Here is an 18280-nt window from a genome sequence, read left to right on the forward strand (position 1 = left end):
ACCTGTAATGATGATTATATTAGGGGCGTCGCCAAGTGGTAAGGCACCGGGTTTTGATCTCGGCATCCGTTGGTTCGAATCCAGCCGCCCCTGCCATCATATATATCATCGAATTTAGGGGCGTCGCCAAGTGGTAAGGCACCGGGTTTTGATCTCGGCATCCGTTGGTTCGAATCCAGCCGCCCCTGCCATTCTCTTATTTTAAAGACAGACTTAATTGCTATGCTTTTTGTTGATTAATCTTGACATTGCATTGCAAAAATATTAAAGTTCTGCCGCATTAGGGGCGTCGCCAAGTGGTAAGGCACCGGGTTTTGATCTCGGCATCCGTTGGTTCGAATCCAGCCGCCCCTGCCATCTATTTCATTACATACCAACCGCCAAGGGTGCTTCATGCCCAATCTTGTCGTTTTTAGTGGAAATGCTCATCCACAGTTCGCTCAAAAAGTCGTAAGTCACTTACATATCCCTTTAGGTGCTGCATCAGTCGGTCACTTTTCTGATGGAGAAATTTCAGTAGAAATTACTGAAAATGTTCGTGGTAAAGACGTATTTATCGTTCAGCCTACTTGTGCCCCTACCAATGATAACCTTATGGAAATCTTGGTTATGGCAGATGCTTTGCGTCGTGCAAGTGCTGGTCGTATTACCGCTGTTATCCCTTATTTTGGTTATGCTCGCCAAGACCGTCGTCCACGTTCTGCACGTGTGCCGATTACAGCTAAAGTTGTCGCAGACATGCTTACCACTGTTGGTATTGACCGTGTCGTGATGATCGACTTACATGCTGACCAAATTCAAGGTTTCTTCGATATTCCAGTCGACAACATCTACGGTACTCCTGCTTTGCTTGCTGACTTACGTCAACAACAACATGACAACCTTATGGTGGTTTCTCCTGACGTTGGTGGTGTAGTACGTGCTCGTGCTGTTGCCAAACAGATGGGTGACATCGATTTAGCAATTATTGATAAACGTCGTCAAAAAGCCAACGAGTCGCAAGTTATGCACTTAATTGGTGACGTAAAAGATCGTGATTGCGTTATCGTAGACGATATGGTCGATACTGCTGGTACATTGTGTAAAGCAGCTGATGCGCTTAAGCAATTTGGTGCACGTCGTGTAGTTGCATACGCAACTCACCCTGTACTATCAGGTAAGGCTATTGAAAACTTACGTAATTCAGTTATTGATGAACTGGTTGTAACTGATACCATTCCTCTTTCTGAAGAAGCATTGACCTTAGGCAAGATCCGTCAGGTTTCTGTTGCTAGCATGGTTGCTGAAACGATTCGTCGTATTAATAACGAAGAGTCTATCAGTGCAATGTTCGATAGTTTATAATATTGCAGCTTTTTATAAACCCTAGCCTTGGCTGGGGTTTTCTATCACTAAACTGGTCGCAAGTTTAGTCTTTTAAACTTTAATGAGGATTTACTCATGGCAAACTTCGTATTAAACGCTCAAGCGCGTGCTGAAGACAAACAAGGGAAAGGTGCGAGCCGCCGCCTTCGTCGCGAAGCTTTAATTCCAGCTATCATTTATGGTGGCAACGCTGAGCCTGTAACTGTTACTTTAGAACTTCGTGAGCTTGTAAAAGCTTTAGAAAGCAATGCTTTCTTTGAAGAAGTTGTAGAAATCAAAGTGGGCGACAAAGTTGAAAACGTTAAAATCCAAGCGTTACAACGTCACCCATCTAAAAACACTCCTATGCACGCTGACTTCAAACGCGCATAAGTGTTTAAAGGCGTAGATTAGTGTCAAATATTTCGCTAATTGTTGGTTTGGGCAATCCTGGTTCAGAATATGCCCAAACCCGCCATAATGCAGGTTTTTGGTTCATTGAACAGCTTGCAGACAAATATGGCATTACATTAAAAAATGATCCAAAATTTCACGGAATCAGTGGACGTGGTAATATAGAAGGACACGATGTCCGTCTACTTCTACCCACTACATTTATGAACCGTTCTGGACAAAGTGTAGTTCCATTTGCAAAATTTTATCAAATTGCTCCCGAAGCAATTTTGATTGCTCATGATGAACTTGATATGAACCCAGGTGTAATTCGTCTTAAAACAGGCGGTGGACACGGTGGTCATAACGGTTTACGTGACATTGTCCCTCATATTGGTCCAAATTTTCACCGTTTACGTATTGGTATCGGACATCCTGGCTCGAAAGAGAAAGTTTCAGGTCACGTACTTGGAAAAGCACCAAGTAGTGAACAAAGTCTGATGGATGCAGCAATTGATCATGCCCTTTCTAAAGTGAAGCTACTTGTTCAAGGACAAGTTCCACAGGCCATGAATCAAATTAATGCATATAAACCCACTTAAATTGTTGAACAATCATGCTTGCTATCTTGCTTTTTTAGGAGCAAAATGCGCATCAGCCACTTTGCCAACCGCAAAAGCTAAAGATTTCACCATAAGATCTACATCTTAGGTCTACTCAGGAGACGCTAGCCATGCTATCTCGTTTATTAAAATGCAAAATTCACCGTGCAGTTGTAACCCATGCTGAACTTCACTATGAAGGTTCTTGTGCAATTGATGGCGTATTGATGGACTTAGCTGGTATTCGTGAATATGAAGAAATTCATGTTTGGAATGTAACCAATGGCAAACGCTTCACAACTTATGCGATTCGTGGTGAAGATAACTCTGGAATTATTTCAGTAAACGGCGGTGCTGCACATCAAGCAGACGTTGGCGATTTAGTAATTATTGCTACATTTGGTGATTTTACTGAAGCTGAAGCAAATATTCATAAACCACGTTTGGTATATGCTAATCCAAATAATACAGTCAACCACACAGCGAATTGCATTCCTGTTCAAGTTGCCTAATTTATTTTAAGAATAAAAAGCCCGCATTGACGGGCTCTTATTATTTTATAAATCCTTAATAGTTCCTTCCCACCAGTTCTTTTGTTTTTCACAATTTAATGGTTGAAGCTGCTCTCCTCGTAATTCGAACAATATCACCTCTCCTTCAGGATTTACCTTAAATTCAGCATATTTGGCTTTTTCATAACATTGAGCCAAGCCTTCTGCAAACAAGAAACTGCGAGAGGCAGGATATAAAGCCTGCAAACGATTTTCAGGATTTTTTAAAATTAACCTCTGCCCAACAAATGAATTATTGATATCTAAAATGGTACGAACTACGCGATTTTGTGAATCCAAAATAACTTTTGCGGGAACGGAAGAGCGATTAAAAATCACCTGTTCCAGAGCCTCACCTTCACTTCCTGCAAGAGCTTTAAGAGATTGTAAATGTAATTCATAAGCCAGTGCCATATAGTCACCTTGTAAAATTGAACGAGGATCAACTGGCTTAAGCTCAATGAAAATACTTTTACTATGGTGCAGATGCCATTCGTTTTTCGCCACTAAACCTGCAAAAAATAATAGCGTAATAAAGGCAAGAATAAGAGAAAAATACTTTTTCATTCTTTCTCTCCTTTAACAAGATCATTTTTATTTTTACGTTGAAGTAACCAAGACAGAGCCAACAAAACAATACCCGAAATAAAAATAGATGCACTCTTAGCTAGAAAAGTTATTTGTAAGTTGTAATAGAGCTGCCAGAACACAAAAACGAATACTGTTAAGCTCACTCCATACACAATATAATCTTTCTTTTTTAATGCCCACGTTAAAATAATAAGCAGGATGAAAATTTCAAAATATCCCAACACAATAAGTAACACACCAAATATTAAAAAGGCGCAAAAAGTGAGTGTATTAAGTTGTCGATATAAATGAAGAACACTAAAGCAAAGTAACCAGACAACAGGTAGCAAATATAAAACCCATAACTGCTGATTTATCGAATTTTCTGATGCCAACCCCATAAAAGTATTGAAAAAAGAAGCTACAAGAATTACGACCAGCACGTATAAAAAAATACTACGCTCATATAGGGCTATTGATTCCCTCTTAGGTAAGAGCACCAAACTAAAAACCAAGTAACTGAGCAAAGTTAAATTTAAATAAGTCTGAGTAGAATGTATTGACCATAATGAATGGTCCAGTTGTAGCAAATAGATAAAAGCTATGCCATACGTAGCAAGCATTTGACTTAAAATGAAGAACCAATGTGGTTTAAGAAAATAACTAATACATAGAATAAAAATCTGTGCAATTAAAACCCATAGAATTTGATCTGTTTCTGAACCAAGATGAAACAAGAAAGCGGTCTGCCCACTGATAAACAAACAATAGGCAAATTGCCGAAAGAAATAGCTTTGTGATTTCTTTAAAAGAATAAATGCCAATCCAACAAAAACAACTCCAATAACTAAAGAAATAGTCTCCCAAAACACCAGCGTAAAAGCTGCAAGTGCCAAGCCAGCAAGCCAAGCACCAATTGCCAATGGAATGATATAAAAGCGGCTTTGACGAAAAATTTTTATTAAAAGATAGCTAATCAGCGCAAACCAAATAAAAATAATGCCTGCAATCAATAAAAATATAAACTCATTAGAGTCTTTAAATAAGTTATTAACCCCATCTACAAGCCATATGGTTGCAGTCACACCCAGAACAGCTGCCATCAAACTAGCACATAGCTGATCATCTTTTTTGAAGAAATAATAAAAAGCGATTATTCCTGAAAAGAAGGCAGAGATCAGATAAGGAATATTCTCATTCGATAAATATTGAATCATTCCAATAATCGAAATAACGGCGAACCAAGCGATAAAGACAAACCTTAAAGCACGATATTTCTTTATACATACCCAAAACTCAATAAGGCTTAATAGATTTAGAGCGATTAAATATAAATAAGGAAACTTTTCAGACCAGAAAGTCTGTTTAAAAAATAAAAAAAGTGTAAGTTGGCTGGTAATACAAATTAAAGCAAAGATTCCAATATTCGGCCGATATAACCACGGTAATAAAAGCAATGTCCAAATTAAAAAAAGCAAATAACTGTCTGCACCAGTTTGATAAACCTGTCCAATTACAGCCAAGCTTAAACCTATCATCAAACCACTAACGCTATGTAAGGTCTGCCTAACCCCATCACTTAATGTATCTTTTATGCTGAACCAAGCTGTAACAACTAATATAACGGGCGGGATCGCGAGTTGAATACTGTCTGGAAGCATAAACCAGTTAGCAGCAATTAAATACAGAATACTTACCGCCATAAATACATAACTGAAAACATGGAGGTGCTGAATAAATGAGCTATTGGTAAGAGGGTAATCATCTCTTATCTGCATGAAACACCTATTTTATTTATAATTTTCTATAAAAAACATAGCATTCCATTTTCATATCAACAAGTAAGCTCTTGTTAAAAAGCCTATTTCGATTTATGAAAATGCTTATTCATAAAGAAACTTAGCATTCTATAAAAGCATCTAGCCAATTTTGCCAAGCGCGCTATAATAAAACCCATCGCTTCAGGGCGGGGTGTAATTCCCCACCGGTGGTAAAGTTAATTTTTATAAATAGATTAACAAGCCCACGAGCTTAAATTGTTTAATTTGAGCAGATTTGGTGAAACTCCAAAGCCGACGGTATAGTCCGGATGAAAGAAGACGACGAACTGGGATAAATCCGTTTTATTTCAGTGCCAGCCTGTTTTTACATCAGTCCTGAAATGTTCAACCGTATTTTTACGAGAGCGTTTCATTATGTCTAGCTTAATTCAACCAGAACTTTTTTTCTCAGCCCTCTCTCCTGCTGAGCAACGCATTCAACAAGCATTAGAAGATATCCGTCAAGGCAAGCCTGTCTTGGTTATGGACGACTTTGATCGCGAAAATGAAGCAGATTTAATTGTTGCAGCCGAAACTTTAACGGTAGAAACAATGGCACGTATGATTCGTGATGGCTCAGGTATCGTATGTTTATGCCTTACAGAAGAGCTAGCAGATCATCTAGAACTCCCTCCAATGGTTTCTCAAAACTCGAGCCAGTTTCATACCGCTTTTACAGTGACCATTGAGGCAGCTCAAGGCGTTACCACTGGTGTTTCTGCTAAAGACCGTGTAACAACTATTCAAACTGCTATTAAAGATGGTGCTGTTGCAAGTGACTTAAATCGTCCGGGTCACGTTTTCCCATTACGTGCACGTAATGGTGGCGTGCTTACTCGACGTGGTCATACTGAAGGAACAATTGATCTAGCGAGATTAGCCGGTTTAAAACCTGCTGGTGTGTTATGTGAATTAACCAATCCAGATGGCACGATGGCATCGGGCATTCAAGTTTTAGCATATGCTCAAACTCATCACTTAACGGTGATTACGATTGAAGAACTTGTTCAATACCGCCAGCAACACGGTATTTAAATAAAAAAGGTTTGGCTTTAGATCAAAGCCAAACCTTCAAATTAAAACTTACGTATATTTAAGAAACTTTCTTTTGTGTTGCCAGTTCTTCAACATAGTCCAAAAGCTCAGAAAATTGCTTAATCATTGCCTTTGGCTGTGCTTGAGCAAGTTCCTCTGCTGTTCCGTAACCATACGTCACCGCTACCGCCTCAATACCATTATGACGAGCACCCAAAATGTCATATTGACGATCACCGACCATTAAACACTCTTCTGGGTTTAATTGCTCATGCTCAAGAATATAATGGATAAGATCAGCTTTATTTGTGCGCTCACCCGTTAACTCACTCCCATAGATATGTACAAAGTATTGGCTTAATTCAAAATGGTCCAAGATACGTTTTGCATAAATCGTTGGTTTAGCAGTTGCAACAAATAAACGATATCCTTCTTTTTTTAAAGCGCTAAGCGTTTTTGCAACAGATGGATATACTTCATTTTCGAACAGGCCAACCACCGAAAAACGCTCGCGATAAGCAAGTAAAGCTTGTTCAGCTAAAGCATCATCTTGAGTAGCTAATAATTTTGCGAGTGATGGCTTTAATGGTGGGCCAATTGTCCAGTCAATATCTAAATCAGCAGCCAATGGATAGCCTAATTTCTCCATTGCATAGCGAATTGAAGTATGGATTCCAACTTTTGGGTCTGTTAAGGTTCCATCTAAATCAATCAGAATATGTTTTATAGCCATTCAATCATTAACCCAGTAAAGTATTTAATTCAATTGGTCGAGAGTTTAATCAAACTCTCTTATACTAACGTAAATTTAAATTGAAAAGGAAATAACCGTGCGTCCAACCGTACTTTGTTTCTCGGGTTTAGACCCTTCAGGTGGTGCAGGTTTACAAGCCGATATCGAAGCAATTGGACAAAGTGGTGCCCACGCAGCAATTGCATGTACTGCCCTCACCATTCAAAACTCACAACAAGTATTTGGCTTCGAAGCAACCTCAAAAGAACTTTTATTAGCACAAGCAAATGCAGTTGTAGGTGACTTACCCATTAAATGTGTTAAGTCAGGCATGCTTGGAACGACAGATAATATTGCGGCACTAGCTGAATTTTTACGTGCTCATCCTGACTATCAATATGTACTTGATCCTGTTTTAGTCGCAAACAGTGGCGGCTCTTTAGGTGATCAGGCAACTCTCGTTAAAGCGTTCGTTGAACTTATTCCTCTAGCCACAATTATTACTCCAAATACCGTTGAATTACGTGCTCTAACAGGTATTACTGATTTAGATCAAGCCACTCAAAAGCTTTTTGAAATGGGTGCTAAAGCTGTTCTAGTGAAAGGTGGACATGAAGATACACCAGATCATATTAAAAATAGTTTATATATCGATGGTGAACTAGCAGCGAGTAGTAGCTGTCCTCGCCTTGAAGGTGAATATCACGGCTCAGGTTGTTCTTTAGCTAGCTTTATCGCTGGCCGTTTAGCTTTAGGTGATTCTTTAAAAATTGCAGTACAGCATGCTGAAACATGGTTATTTGGTGTTTTAAAAAATGCAGACACCCCTGTACCAAACGGACAAAAGATTCCAAAGCGTTTTTAAAAGCACAAAAAAGGCGCTTAAAGCGCCTTTTTTATTAACCTCGATTATTGAGGAATACGTAAAACTTGCCCCGGGAAAATCTCATCAGGATCTTTTAACATTGGTTTATTTGCTTCAAAGATTTTTGGATATTGATTTGCATCACCGTAAACTTCTTTCGCAATTTTTGAAAGGTTATCACCAGATTTCACTGTATAAAATTTACTTTCTGGTTCAGGAGTTGCCACTGTCATCTGGTCATCTACTTGAGCCACATGATCAATGTTTCCAACAATAAGAATAATTTTCTCCTTATCTGCTTGGCTTTTTACCTGCCCTTTAATAATTGCGGTATCAGTAGTACCGTTATAGGTTACAGATAAGCCTTCTACCCCTAAGCCCAAACTTTTAATTAAACCTAATAATTTATTTGCAACTTCTTGTGCAGAAGGTTCTGCTGGTGTTGCTGGAGCTGGTTGTGGTTCTGCTGGTGCGGTATTTTTCTTACCAATACCTTTTACAAAATCAAAAAGACCCATCTTTTAGTCCTCATATTATTGTTTATAGTAAAGTCATTACACTGACCTTTATTGTTATACTTCAAAAAAGTTATACCTCTGCTATCAATTGAGGTTGATCTTGTAAAAATATGTATCTCTTAAATTTTTTCTAAAATAAAAAAAGCCACCTTACGGTGGCCTTCTTTTTATTCAGCAATATGCGAATTAACCAAGTTTTTTAGTTACATAGTCAATTGCAGATTGAACTGTAGTGATTTCGTTAGAATCTTCATCAGGGATAGTGATGTCGAAGTCGTTTTCGAAAGACATAACAAGTTCAACTAAATCTAAAGAGTCAGCACCTAAGTCATCCATAAAAGATGCTTCGTTTTTAATCTCTTCAGCTTTAAGACCAAGTTGTTCTGCAACCGCTTGTTTAACGCGTTGTTCGATATCGCTCACAGGAATTCTCCTCATTGCTTGTGGCGTTTAATTTGCCACTAGTTTAATTGAATATAAAAATTTTTAAAAGTTTATACATCGGCGTTAGGCCATGTATAAACCACCATTTACATGTAATACCGTACCGGTAATGTAACCTGCCTTATCACTTGCAAGGAAACTCACCGCATTTGCGATATCTTGTGGCTCACCTAAGCGATTTAAAGCCACTTGATCACTCATTTTTTTGCGAATGTCTTCACTAAGTGCATCTGTCATTTCTGTTGCAATAAAACCTGGCGCCACACTGTTTACAGTAATTTGGCGACTGCCCATCTCTTTTGCAAGGCTACGGCTGAATGCTTCAATACCTGCTTTAGCAGCAGAATAGTTCGCTTGGCCTGGGTTTGCAAAGTGGGCTACAACAGAACTGATATTTATAATTCGACCAAAACGTGCCTTCGTCATACCCTTAAGCACACGTTTAGATAAACGATAAACTGCTTTAAGGTGAATGTTGAGAATGTCATCCCAATCATCTTCAGACATACGAAGCAACAAATTGTCTTTCGTAATACCTGCATTGTTAACTAGAACAAGTACAGGACCATAGTTCTGTTCAATATGAGAAACGACTGCTTCAATCTCATCGAGATTACGCACGTCGAGCGCCAAACCTGCACCTTGTTCACCAAAGCTATCACTTAACTTTTGTGCACCAGATTCAGAAGTCGCAGTACCTACAACAAAATAACCGTCTTGAATAAGTTGCTGGGCAATGGCAGCGCCAATACCCCGACTCGCGCCCGTTACTAATGCAACTTTGCGTTCTTGTGTCATGCAATTTTTCCTTCTGCCACTAAAACAGCATTTAGGGCATCTTCCATTTTGCTCTTACTATCAATAGAAAAAGCTTTTTCAATATTTGGTAAACGCTTTGCGAGGTTACTCAATACTGTACCTGGACCACACTCAACAATGTATTGAATACCTTGGTCTTGTAGAGACTGCATGGTACGTGTCCATTGTACTGATTGGTACAATTGTGCAGTTAATGCCTGACGCAATTGAGCAACATCGGTAGCTATTCCCGCGTTGACATTTTGTATTACAGGAATGGTAGGTAGCTCAATGGCAGTTTGTTCCAAAGCTTCTGCAAATTTCTCAGCGGCAGGTTTCATCAACGAACAATGAGAAGGAACTGACACTGGTAAAGCAATTGCTTTAGCTGACTGCTCTTTTGCCAAAGCCATAACTTCTTGTACAGAAGCTGTACTTCCTGCAATCACAACTTGACCTTGTGAATTATAGTTTGCAGCTTCTACAGAACCTTCACCTGACGCACTCACGGTTTGACAAAGTTCAACCACTTTTTCATCAGCCAAACCAAGGATTGCAGCCATAGCCCCTTGACCCTGAGGTACAGCACTTTGCATGAGCTTGCCACGCAAGTTAACTAATTTAACTGCATCCGCCAAGCTCATAGAGCCTGCAGCTACCAATGCACTGTATTCACCTAGTGAATGTCCTGCAAGGTATTTAGGTGCCAGACCACCTAAATCAAGCCATACACGCCATAAAGCGATACTGGCAGTTAATAACACAGGTTGGGTATTTTCTGTTTGGTCGAGACCTTCGCCACTTTGCGCAATATGCCAAAGATCAAATCCAAGAGCATCTGAAGCTTCTGCAAAAGTTTGCCCGACCCCACTAAACTGTTCTGCTAGTTCAGCAAGCATACCGACTTTTTGTGAACCTTGACCAGGAAACACAAATGCAGTTTTTGTGGCTAAAGCTACTTGTTCAAGACGTTTAGCAGACATAAGAAATCCTTTTTTGGGTTTTCACTCATTTCTGGAGCGGAAATTTAACATGTTATTTATATATTTATAATTGCGAAAAACAACAAAAAAAGGGAGCTTTCGCTCCCATTTTTTCTATACTTAAGCATCACGCTTAATGCATATCATGCAATTATTCAGCATCAGCTGCTTTAGCGAATAATTGACGACCACGGTAGAAACCGTCTTTAGTCACGTGGTGACGACGATGAGTTTCACCAGTTGCTTGGTCTACTGTTAATGCATTCTCGGTTAAAGCGTCATGTGAACGGCGCATGTCACGGCGAGAGCGACTTTTACGGTTTTGCTGAACGGCCATGATGGCTCCTTACAAAGATCGAAAAAATGGATCAGAACAAATTCAGTTGTCTTATCTCATAATTATAACACAAATTATGAGTTAAGTTTACCCTTCAAACCTGCCAAAACATCAAACGGATTATCCCGTTTTTCTTCGACAACATTCTGAATGGTAGGTTGATGTTTATGTTCACAAGCATCATGCTTGGGAGATAAAGGCATCAACAATAACAGTTCATCTTCTAGTAATGCGAGTAAGTTAATCGAGGCAGGCGTATCATAATCGCCTTTCGTCGAAGACTCACTTTCACCTAAAACGATGAAATCAGCATCCTCATCCAAGCGCTCTATCAGTGACTCATCATCCACTAATGCAATATGGAAGTCCAAGACAAGAGGCATTTCAACAGGTTCCAAACAACGTTGGCACTCCATTGGAACTTTCGTGTCCATGTGACCGTCCATCCACACAATGCGATGATATGCATCCATTGATAGCTTACAGTCTATGTTGATCAATTGGTTATCAATTGATCCAACAGCTTCACGAGCGATACGAGCAAAGCGAGACAAGGGCAGTTGACCTGACCATGTAAAGCCTTGTTCAGCCCATTTAAACGGCTCAATCTGTGCCGGAAAGGTATTTGCTGACATAATTAAGGCGGCAATTCTACAAATTCATCGGTACTCTGTCAAAGATTAAGATACAATTTTGCACTTCTTTAGACAGAACTCGGGGTAAATTAAGCAATGCACCTGTTGCAGCCGCAACCTGAAGTTAACACTTCATTACTCGTTTGCACCCATTCAACTCATCAGAACACTCTTGTACCTGACCTAGTGCAACTCTCACCATGGTCAAGCTCAAAATCGGAGTCTGAGCAAGTTGATTGGCTTATTTTACACTTTAATCACTGGTTTTCCCACCATAATGTGACATTAGTTCGTGGTGATTTTGAACCTGAATATTTTCCAGCGACAAATAAAGAACCAGCCAAGATCCAATTTGCTCACGGTTTCTTTAATAGTGCTTTGCATGAAATTAGTCACTGGTCTATTGCAGGTGAAAAAAGACGTCTATTACCAGATTTAGGTTATTGGTATGCACCTGATGGTCGCACCCAAGAGCAGCAAAGTTTATTTGAACAAGTAGAAATTAAGCCTCAAGCAATTGAATGGTTATTTGCACAATCTTTTGGCCGAAAATTTAGGGTTTCACTCGATAACCTTACAGGTGATAGCGGTGATGGCAAACTATTTAAAGATAACGTTTATGCTCAAGTGCAACGTTACTTTTCGGGTGAAGCTAAGTTGCCACGTGATGCAGCAGCATTTATTGGTTTTATTTGCCAATGTACACGTTCGGGTACACCTTTACAATTAAATGAATTTAAACGTGAACTCCTTGATTAATTGACAAAAAAGCTACGTTAATTGCTTGCCTAGGCCATTTAAAAAGCCTAATAATTATTTTTAACACTGGCGTGATGGAGTCTCTAACATATGATGCATTTACATGTACATCCTGAAAATCCACAGCAACGCCTCATTGCCCAAGCGGTTGAACGTATCCGAGCTGGAGATGTTGTGGTCTACCCTACCGATGCTGCCTATGCAATTGGGTGTCAAATCGGTAATAAAAATGCCATGGAACGTATTGCACAGATTCGTGGCTTAGGACCTAAACATCAATATGCCATTATGTGCTGTGACTTATCTGATATTGCAACTTATGCAAAAGTTGATAATGCGACATATCGTTTATTGAAAGCGAATACACCAGCTATTACTACGTTCATTTTACCTGCAACAAGTGAAGTCCCTCGTAGATTGATGCACCCTAAGAAGAAAACAATTGGCTTACGTATTCCGAGTAATCCAATTTGTCAGGCTTTATTACAAGAACTTGGTGAGCCGCTACTCACCAGTACATTAATTTTACCAGGGCAAGAAGACCCTTTAGATGACCCTTACGATATTGAAAATCAGTTAGATAAACGAATTGATGTATTTATTGACGGAGGTTTTGGTACCTTGACCAGTACAAGTATCGTTGATTTATCGGGCGAACATCCTGAAATTATCCGCCGTGGTGTTGGCGATGTAAGTGCTTTTGAATAAGCACTTACATTTTTTACCAATAGTTTTAAAAAAAGTATTATCACTCAAAAAAATACTCTTTATTTATTTTGGATTTTTTTTACACTTTAGTCGTTAAGTAATTTATTAAAAGACACAATTCATTTAGAATGATTTTCACTATCTGCTGTTCTTCTACTTACAGCTGTCTAGGACTTGAATAACAAGTCTCATGCTTTTGAAAATTCGCGTGGCTTATAATCGTAATGAATCAATCACTTCATCAATCCATGGAAGACGCTCCACACATCCGTGTTTTAGATGAGTGGCATGACAAAATTCCAGAAGATCTCTATATACCTCCAGCTGCATTTGAGATTTTGCTCGAGCGGTTTGAAGGTCCATTAGATTTTTTAATTTATCTGATTCAAAAAAACGGTTTCGATTTAATTCAACTCGATATTGCTCCTATAGCGACTCAATATTTGGCCTATATGGATAGCATGAAATCTTTAAATATCGAGTTGACAGCAGATTATATGGTGATGGCTGCTTTATTGGCTGACTTGAAGTCTCGCCTACTTCTACCAAAACCTACAATTATAAGTATTGAAAAAGATCCTAAGCAGGAGCTTATTGATCGTCTTGAAACCTATCTACGCATTAAGCAAGCAGCTGAGCGTTTAGGTCAAATGCCAATTCTTGAGCGCGATACATTTAGTGCCAATGTAAGCTTAGGGCATATCTCTCCTGTTTATGAAGGTTACGATATCTCAGCGCTACATGATGCGTTGTTCTGCGTATTTAATCGCCCCGAACCTATTACCCATGTTGTCGCTCAAGAACCTGTTTTACTCGAAGAACGTATTGCATATATTGAAGAGAAATTAGAGTCTGGTGACGTGTTAAGTTTTAAAGAATTACTCAATCCCCAGCAAGGCCGTATGGGAATGGTTGTTACATTTATGGCAGTTTTAGAATTGACTCGCCAACAGAAAATTAAAATTATTGCCACTGGTATTGAAGCCCCGTTAGCAATTCAAGGATCTTCAATATGAGTAGTTTTGAACAAAATAATAGTGATTTGTCATTAGCTGACATACATCATGAAGTCTTATTACAACTTGAAGCAATTATCTTTGCCAGTGAAGCGCCTGTTTCAATTGCCCGCTTAAAAGAAGCATTTAACAATCAATATAATAAACAACAGCTTCGTCAGCTTTTGCAGCAGCTCGCGCTATTGCAACATGGTCGGTCTATTGAGCTGATTGAAACAGCACAAGGGTTTCGCTTTCAGGTAAGATCTAAATATCGTAGTATTATTGCGCAAATTTGGCCAGAGCGACCAACAAAACTGTCGCCTTCATTACTAGAAACCCTGGCTGTCATTGCTTATCATCAACCGGTTACCCGAGCTGATATTGAACAAATTCGTGGTGTATCTAATAATAGTCAGATTCTTAGAACACTATTTGACTGGAACTGGATTAAAGAAGCCGGTTTTAGAGATTTACCCGGAAGACCTGCGTTGCTAATTACAACGCCTCAGTTTCTGAATGCTTTTGGTCTAGCCTCTCTAGGCCAATTGCCTCCCCTACAGAACGCCAAGGAAGCCTTTATGGCTCTCGATGCAAATGCACCGAAATCATAAAGAGGTGGACTGTTGATCATTATGTCTAAGGTTGTGCTGTCATGAGTGAAAAATTGCAAAAAGTATTAGCGCGAATCGGATTAGGTTCCCGCCGATATATGGAAGAGGTTATTGCCGCAGGACGCGTGAGTGTAAACGGTCGTGTTGCCCAAGTGGGTGAGCGCATTGAACCAGGCGATGAATTACGCATTGATGGCCGTAAAGTTCAGTTTCAGATTGAAGATGAAATTCGTCGTCGCGTACTGATTTATTACAAACCTGAGGGTGAAATCTGTTCACGTAATGATCCTGAAAAACGCCCAACCGTATTTGATCATTTACCACAAATTGCCAATGACCGCTGGGTAATGGTAGGTCGTCTGGATATTAACAGTACTGGTTTATTACTATTCACAAATGATGGTGAACTTGCTAACCGCTTAATGCACCCATCTAATGAAATCGAACGTGAATACGCTGTTCGAGTAATGGGTGAAGTAACGCCAAAACTACGCCAAAACATGGTCAACGGAGTAGAGCTCGAAGATGGCCCTGCCAAATTCGAATCATTCTCTGAAATTGGTGGTGAAGGTATTAACCGCTGGTACCAAGTTGTAGTAAAAGAAGGTCGTAACCGCGAAGTACGTCGTATTTTTGAATCGCAAGATCTTAAAGTCAGCCGTTTATTACGTACACGCTACGGCACAGTTATTTTACCGCGCGAATTACGTACTGGTCGTTGGATGGAACTCGACAAAACTGACATCGACAACTTAGCCAAATCGGTTGAGTTAAAACCACGTCAAGGTACAGGTTTATTTGGTATGGCAAAACGCCGTACTGATCGTATGACTGAAAAACCAATGGCTGCGCGTCGTGGCGGATACTTACGTCAACAACGTCGTGATGATGAAAAAGAAGCTCCTGTTAACACAGGGAACCAACGTAAATCGACTGGTTTTAACCGCGGTTCGAAGAAATTCTAAGATATTAAAAAGATGTAAAAAAAACCGCTCAAATTTGAGCGGTTTTTTATAGCCGTTTAACTTAATTCATTTTTGCCAGTTCAATCCATTCAGCTTCGGGGAAATGAATAGCTAAATAATCTTTCAAATAATTTGAAGTATCTTGAGAAATTAATGGATCTTTTGATTCATCTTTTAGATTATAAACCAAGGCATGCAACTTCAGCCCACGAGACTTAAGTGCTTCAAGACTAAGCAAAGTATGGTTAATACTTCCTAAACGACCAGATGTTACTAAAATAACGGGAAACTGATGCTGAGCGACATAATCAATGGTAAGCAAACTAGTGGTTAATGGCACCATTAAGCCTCCAGCACCTTCCAACAATACGATTTCAAAACGCTCCGCCAATGTTTTGGTTGCATTTTCAATTTTTTGAAAATCAATTTCTCGGTTATCAAGACGTGTTGCAAGATGAGGTGAAGCAGGATAACTGAAGATTTCAGGCATGGTTAGCTTGTCATGATCTTCTTGAAACCAACCCTGCCCCATAATTTCACGATGCTTTTCAATATCCTCAGAAATATCAGTATTACCTGTCTGAATGAGTTTTTGGGTAATCACTTTTTTACCCTGCTCAGTCCATAATTTTGCTAAGAAACCTGTCGCATAGGTTTTACCAATTTCGGTATCAATCCCACTCACAAAATAGATCTGGCCACTCATTTACTTCATTCTCCGGGCAATACAATAAATCGGATGATATGTTAGGGAATATCCTTCGGCATACTTAAACCGATCATAATCTTGATAAAACTGTTGTAAAGTTTGCTTAGTCCAACGATGCTGCGCCGTTGCTGTTACACCTGTTGCTTTTAAATGTTGCAACACGGCTTTAGGTGAATCGAAATAGAGTTGAGTTTCTGATTCTGACAAATGCAAAATCTCAAAACCAGCCTGAATTAAGGCACTATTCCAATTTTCAACTGACCAATAACTTAAACCTTGTCCTGTTAGCTCTTTAATTTCCATTAAATTCTGAGAGCCGAATGTTGAAAAGCATAACCAACCTCGCTCAGTTAAAGCTTCATTAAAACGTTTGAGCAAGTGCGGTAAATCTTGCATCCACTGTAAAGCTGAACCTGAAACAATCATATCGAGCTGCTGGGGAAAATCTAAAGTTTCAACATCCCCAATCAACCATTTTAAATTTTCTTGATGACTAAAGTGTTGCTGCACATCTGCATATAGATCATTCAAAATTAACTCTTCAAACTGAAAAGATGTAGCAAGAAGACGAGTTAAATTGCCAGAACCACAACCAATTTCAAAAACACGCGACATCATACGCGGGCAGAACTGCTGAACTAAACCTGTTAAATTTTGGCAAATTTGTTTTTGAACAATTGCATGCTCTGAATAGGTTTGCCCTGCTTTGGCAAAACGCTGGGCAACTAAGTTTTTATTCAAACTCACAGAAAACTCACCAATTCTTCAAGTTCATGTTGCTGCACCATTGATGTTAAAGAAATACGCAAACGCGAACTATTTTTCGGTACTGTTGGTGGACGCACAGGCATAGCATAAAAACCACTTTCCTGAACCTGTTTTGCTTTATCGATAGCAGCTTGACTCTCTCCAACAATGACTGGAATGATATGGCTGGTCGATGGACTATCGTAGCCCTTCTGTACAACAGCTTGTTGAAGATATTGGCTAATATTTTTTAAGTGTTCACGCTGAGATTGAGCGAGTAATACTTTTTGAAAAATAAAGTTTGCCCATGCCATAACAATCGGTGGCTGTGCAGTACTAAAAATAAGTGGGCGCATTTTATTAATGAGATAATCTTTAATAATTGGATCACAAATAATGTAACCACCGACTGCTGCTAATGCTTTGCCTAATGTACCGACTAGAAAATCAATTTCCTGAATCACATTATATTGTTCAGCACACCCTAAGCCTTGCTGACCACGCACCCCAATTGAATGCGCTTCATCGACATATAACATAGTTTTAGCAAAACGTTTTTTTAGCTGAACTAAAGCGGCTAAATCCATCTCATCACCGTCCATACTAAAAATACTTTCTGTGACCACAATGATTCGTTCAATCTTGTCATCATCATGATATTTTTGGAGGAGTTGTTCCAAGTGTTGTAAATCATTATGTCGATAACGCACATACTGAGCGCCAGATAAACGGATCCCGTCAATCATACTGGCATGAACTAACTTATCCGCCAATATTAAAGTTTTACTATCAGCAACAGCTGGCAAAATACCGATATTCATATGGTAGCCACTATTAAATAATAGTGCCGCCCGACTACCAAATGCTTGGCTTAGGCTATTTTCTAATTGTTCATATTCGTCAAAATTGCCCGTTAATAGACGTGAAGATGAAGAACTAAAATAGCTACGCTCGATTGGAAAGCTATCTAAAAACTCTTGACGAAGATTGATATCAGCAGCCAACCCGAGATAGTCATTTGAAGCTAAGTTGAGCATCGTTTTATTTTGAATTGTAATAAAACGTCCGTGCTGCACATTTGGGGTAAATTGCCTAAAGTTACCTTGTTGCTTTAACTCATCTAATTCGGCAGAAAAATGATCAAGCAATGACATC

General features: G+C 39.3%; 23 protein-coding genes, 3 tRNA genes and 1 riboswitch. Of the genes, 14 read left to right on the plus strand and 12 right to left on the minus strand.

Annotated features, from left to right (window positions below; genetic code table 11):
* The first annotated feature begins 21 nt into the window (after positions 1-21).
* From AC52J8_RS14295 to panD, 7 genes are all read left to right on the plus strand, one after another.
* Positions 22-96, plus strand: a tRNA-Gln gene (locus tag AC52J8_RS14295).
* A 20-nt stretch (positions 97-116) separates the two neighbouring features.
* Positions 117-191: transfer RNA gene (locus AC52J8_RS14300), tRNA-Gln, on the plus strand.
* A 91-nt stretch (positions 192-282) separates the two neighbouring features.
* Positions 283-357 (plus strand) — tRNA-Gln (locus AC52J8_RS14305).
* Positions 358-393: 36 nt separating this feature from the next.
* On the plus strand, positions 394-1344 hold the full coding sequence (locus AC52J8_RS14310; protein WP_002120445.1) for a ribose-phosphate pyrophosphokinase: 951 nt from the start codon (positions 394-396) through the stop codon (positions 1342-1344).
* A gap of 96 nt (positions 1345-1440) precedes the next feature.
* Complete coding sequence (gene rplY / locus AC52J8_RS14315; RefSeq protein WP_002120443.1) at positions 1441-1737, plus strand: 50S ribosomal protein L25; 297 nt, start codon at positions 1441-1443, stop codon at positions 1735-1737.
* Between the two features lie 20 nt (positions 1738-1757).
* The gene (gene pth / locus AC52J8_RS14320) at positions 1758-2339 is read left to right on the plus strand and encodes an aminoacyl-tRNA hydrolase (protein ID WP_002120328.1); all 582 of its coding nucleotides are present in this window, start codon (positions 1758-1760) and stop codon (positions 2337-2339) included.
* 131 nt (positions 2340-2470) lie between these two features.
* A complete protein-coding gene (panD, locus tag AC52J8_RS14325) occupies positions 2471-2851 on the plus strand; it encodes an aspartate 1-decarboxylase (RefSeq protein ID WP_002120296.1) in 381 nt (126 codons plus the stop codon).
* A gap of 45 nt (positions 2852-2896) precedes the next feature.
* Here the strand turns inward: panD and AC52J8_RS14330 are convergent, their stop codons facing one another.
* Both AC52J8_RS14330 and AC52J8_RS14335 read right to left on the minus strand, forming a co-directional pair.
* On the minus strand, positions 2897-3457 hold the full coding sequence (locus tag AC52J8_RS14330) for a GDYXXLXY domain-containing protein (RefSeq protein ID WP_086399092.1): 561 nt from the start codon (positions 3455-3457) through the stop codon (positions 2897-2899).
* Positions 3454-5238: a DUF2157 domain-containing protein gene (locus AC52J8_RS14335; protein WP_060466117.1), complete on the minus strand. Its 1785-nt coding sequence runs from the start codon at positions 5236-5238 to the stop codon at positions 3454-3456. Before AC52J8_RS14335 ends, AC52J8_RS14330 begins: the two co-directional genes overlap by 4 nt.
* A 176-nt stretch (positions 5239-5414) precedes the next feature.
* Positions 5415-5565, plus strand: a riboswitch (FMN riboswitch).
* A gap of 90 nt (positions 5566-5655) precedes the next feature.
* Between AC52J8_RS14335 and ribB the strand changes: the two genes are divergently transcribed.
* Positions 5656-6315 (plus strand): 3,4-dihydroxy-2-butanone-4-phosphate synthase, encoded by a 660-nt coding sequence (gene ribB, locus AC52J8_RS14340; RefSeq protein WP_005070969.1) that lies wholly within the window; start codon positions 5656-5658, stop codon positions 6313-6315.
* Positions 6316-6373: 58 nt separating this feature from the next.
* Here ribB and AC52J8_RS14345 read toward each other — a convergent pair whose 3' ends face one another.
* The gene (locus AC52J8_RS14345) at positions 6374-7048 is read right to left on the minus strand and encodes an HAD-IA family hydrolase (RefSeq protein WP_014205944.1); all 675 of its coding nucleotides are present in this window, start codon (positions 7046-7048) and stop codon (positions 6374-6376) included.
* Positions 7049-7145: 97 nt separating this feature from the next.
* Between AC52J8_RS14345 and AC52J8_RS14350 the strand changes: the two genes are divergently transcribed.
* Positions 7146-7913 (plus strand): hydroxymethylpyrimidine/phosphomethylpyrimidine kinase, encoded by a 768-nt coding sequence (locus AC52J8_RS14350; RefSeq protein ID WP_016144494.1) that lies wholly within the window; start codon positions 7146-7148, stop codon positions 7911-7913.
* Positions 7914-7957: 44 nt separating this feature from the next.
* Here the strand turns inward: AC52J8_RS14350 and lysM are convergent, their stop codons facing one another.
* From lysM to AC52J8_RS14380, 6 genes are all read right to left on the minus strand, one after another.
* Positions 7958-8431 carry a peptidoglycan-binding protein LysM gene (gene lysM, locus AC52J8_RS14355; protein WP_002120434.1) on the minus strand — a complete coding sequence of 158 codons (474 nt, stop codon included), beginning with the start codon at positions 8429-8431 and terminating at the stop codon, positions 7958-7960.
* Between the two features lie 186 nt (positions 8432-8617).
* Positions 8618-8854 (minus strand): acyl carrier protein, encoded by a 237-nt coding sequence (acpP, locus tag AC52J8_RS14360; RefSeq protein WP_001279871.1) that lies wholly within the window; start codon positions 8852-8854, stop codon positions 8618-8620.
* 84 nt (positions 8855-8938) lie between these two features.
* Positions 8939-9673, minus strand: coding sequence for a 3-oxoacyl-ACP reductase FabG (fabG, locus tag AC52J8_RS14365; RefSeq protein WP_002120395.1), 735 nt, complete (start codon positions 9671-9673; stop codon positions 8939-8941).
* Positions 9670-10656 carry an ACP S-malonyltransferase gene (fabD, locus tag AC52J8_RS14370; protein ID WP_002120357.1) on the minus strand — a complete coding sequence of 329 codons (987 nt, stop codon included), beginning with the start codon at positions 10654-10656 and terminating at the stop codon, positions 9670-9672. The genes fabG and fabD overlap by 4 nt, the downstream gene beginning before the upstream one ends.
* 151 nt (positions 10657-10807) lie before the next feature.
* The gene (gene rpmF / locus AC52J8_RS14375; RefSeq protein WP_000290730.1) at positions 10808-10993 is read right to left on the minus strand and encodes a 50S ribosomal protein L32; all 186 of its coding nucleotides are present in this window, start codon (positions 10991-10993) and stop codon (positions 10808-10810) included.
* A 74-nt stretch (positions 10994-11067) separates the two neighbouring features.
* Positions 11068-11628 (minus strand): YceD family protein, encoded by a 561-nt coding sequence (locus tag AC52J8_RS14380; protein WP_002120393.1) that lies wholly within the window; start codon positions 11626-11628, stop codon positions 11068-11070.
* 96 nt (positions 11629-11724) lie between these two features.
* Here AC52J8_RS14380 and AC52J8_RS14385 point away from each other — a divergent pair, with 96 nt between their 5' ends.
* From AC52J8_RS14385 to rluB, 5 genes are all read left to right on the plus strand, one after another.
* On the plus strand, positions 11725-12387 hold the full coding sequence (locus AC52J8_RS14385; RefSeq protein ID WP_002120452.1) for an elongation factor P hydroxylase: 663 nt from the start codon (positions 11725-11727) through the stop codon (positions 12385-12387).
* Between the two features lie 90 nt (positions 12388-12477).
* The gene (locus AC52J8_RS14390; protein WP_002120255.1) at positions 12478-13095 is read left to right on the plus strand and encodes an L-threonylcarbamoyladenylate synthase; all 618 of its coding nucleotides are present in this window, start codon (positions 12478-12480) and stop codon (positions 13093-13095) included.
* A gap of 224 nt (positions 13096-13319) precedes the next feature.
* The gene (locus AC52J8_RS14395) at positions 13320-14111 is read left to right on the plus strand and encodes a segregation and condensation protein A (RefSeq protein WP_017387236.1); all 792 of its coding nucleotides are present in this window, start codon (positions 13320-13322) and stop codon (positions 14109-14111) included.
* Positions 14108-14704, plus strand: coding sequence for an SMC-Scp complex subunit ScpB (gene scpB, locus AC52J8_RS14400; RefSeq protein WP_002120355.1), 597 nt, complete (start codon positions 14108-14110; stop codon positions 14702-14704). The genes AC52J8_RS14395 and scpB overlap by 4 nt, the downstream gene beginning before the upstream one ends.
* A gap of 41 nt (positions 14705-14745) precedes the next feature.
* The gene (gene rluB / locus AC52J8_RS14405) at positions 14746-15669 is read left to right on the plus strand and encodes a 23S rRNA pseudouridine(2605) synthase RluB (RefSeq protein ID WP_002120431.1); all 924 of its coding nucleotides are present in this window, start codon (positions 14746-14748) and stop codon (positions 15667-15669) included.
* 61 nt (positions 15670-15730) lie between these two features.
* Here rluB and bioD read toward each other — a convergent pair whose 3' ends face one another.
* From bioD to AC52J8_RS14420, 3 genes are read right to left on the minus strand one after another with little or no spacing between them, the layout of a single operon-like run.
* A complete protein-coding gene (gene bioD / locus AC52J8_RS14410) occupies positions 15731-16375 on the minus strand; it encodes a dethiobiotin synthase (RefSeq protein ID WP_032063849.1) in 645 nt (214 codons plus the stop codon).
* On the minus strand, positions 16376-17125 hold the full coding sequence (gene bioC / locus AC52J8_RS14415; protein WP_086399091.1) for a malonyl-ACP O-methyltransferase BioC: 750 nt from the start codon (positions 17123-17125) through the stop codon (positions 16376-16378).
* The gene (locus AC52J8_RS14420) at positions 17122-18279 is read right to left on the minus strand and encodes an 8-amino-7-oxononanoate synthase (RefSeq protein ID WP_086399090.1); all 1158 of its coding nucleotides are present in this window, start codon (positions 18277-18279) and stop codon (positions 17122-17124) included. Before AC52J8_RS14420 ends, bioC begins: the two co-directional genes overlap by 4 nt.
* Position 18280: the final 1 nt, after the last annotated feature.

This window comes from Acinetobacter sp. S-1 (assembly GCF_059579785.1).

Coding starts and splice junctions, on each gene's coding strand:
- fabG (WP_002120395.1), bottom strand. CDS start 9,673: ATGACACAAGAACGCAAAGTTGCATTAGTAACGGGCGCGAGTCGGGGT.
- AC52J8_RS14390 (WP_002120255.1), top strand. CDS start 12,478: ATGATGCATTTACATGTACATCCTGAAAATCCACAGCAACGCCTCATT.
- rplY (WP_002120443.1), top strand. CDS start 1,441: ATGGCAAACTTCGTATTAAACGCTCAAGCGCGTGCTGAAGACAAACAA.
- AC52J8_RS14310 (WP_002120445.1), top strand. CDS start 394: ATGCCCAATCTTGTCGTTTTTAGTGGAAATGCTCATCCACAGTTCGCT.
- AC52J8_RS14420 (WP_086399090.1), bottom strand. CDS start 18,279: ATGTCATTGCTTGATCATTTTTCTGCCGAATTAGATGAGTTAAAGCAA.
- panD (WP_002120296.1), top strand. CDS start 2,471: ATGCTATCTCGTTTATTAAAATGCAAAATTCACCGTGCAGTTGTAACC.
- rpmF (WP_000290730.1), bottom strand. CDS start 10,993: ATGGCCGTTCAGCAAAACCGTAAAAGTCGCTCTCGCCGTGACATGCGC.
- AC52J8_RS14345 (WP_014205944.1), bottom strand. CDS start 7,048: ATGGCTATAAAACATATTCTGATTGATTTAGATGGAACCTTAACAGAC.
- AC52J8_RS14330 (WP_086399092.1), bottom strand. CDS start 3,457: ATGAAAAAGTATTTTTCTCTTATTCTTGCCTTTATTACGCTATTATTT.
- fabD (WP_002120357.1), bottom strand. CDS start 10,656: ATGTCTGCTAAACGTCTTGAACAAGTAGCTTTAGCCACAAAAACTGCA.
- rluB (WP_002120431.1), top strand. CDS start 14,746: ATGAGTGAAAAATTGCAAAAAGTATTAGCGCGAATCGGATTAGGTTCC.
- AC52J8_RS14380 (WP_002120393.1), bottom strand. CDS start 11,628: ATGTCAGCAAATACCTTTCCGGCACAGATTGAGCCGTTTAAATGGGCT.
- scpB (WP_002120355.1), top strand. CDS start 14,108: ATGAGTAGTTTTGAACAAAATAATAGTGATTTGTCATTAGCTGACATA.
- bioD (WP_032063849.1), bottom strand. CDS start 16,375: ATGAGTGGCCAGATCTATTTTGTGAGTGGGATTGATACCGAAATTGGT.
- ribB (WP_005070969.1), top strand. CDS start 5,656: ATGTCTAGCTTAATTCAACCAGAACTTTTTTTCTCAGCCCTCTCTCCT.
- AC52J8_RS14385 (WP_002120452.1), top strand. CDS start 11,725: ATGCACCTGTTGCAGCCGCAACCTGAAGTTAACACTTCATTACTCGTT.
- lysM (WP_002120434.1), bottom strand. CDS start 8,431: ATGGGTCTTTTTGATTTTGTAAAAGGTATTGGTAAGAAAAATACCGCA.
- AC52J8_RS14335 (WP_060466117.1), bottom strand. CDS start 5,238: ATGCAGATAAGAGATGATTACCCTCTTACCAATAGCTCATTTATTCAG.
- AC52J8_RS14395 (WP_017387236.1), top strand. CDS start 13,320: ATGAATCAATCACTTCATCAATCCATGGAAGACGCTCCACACATCCGT.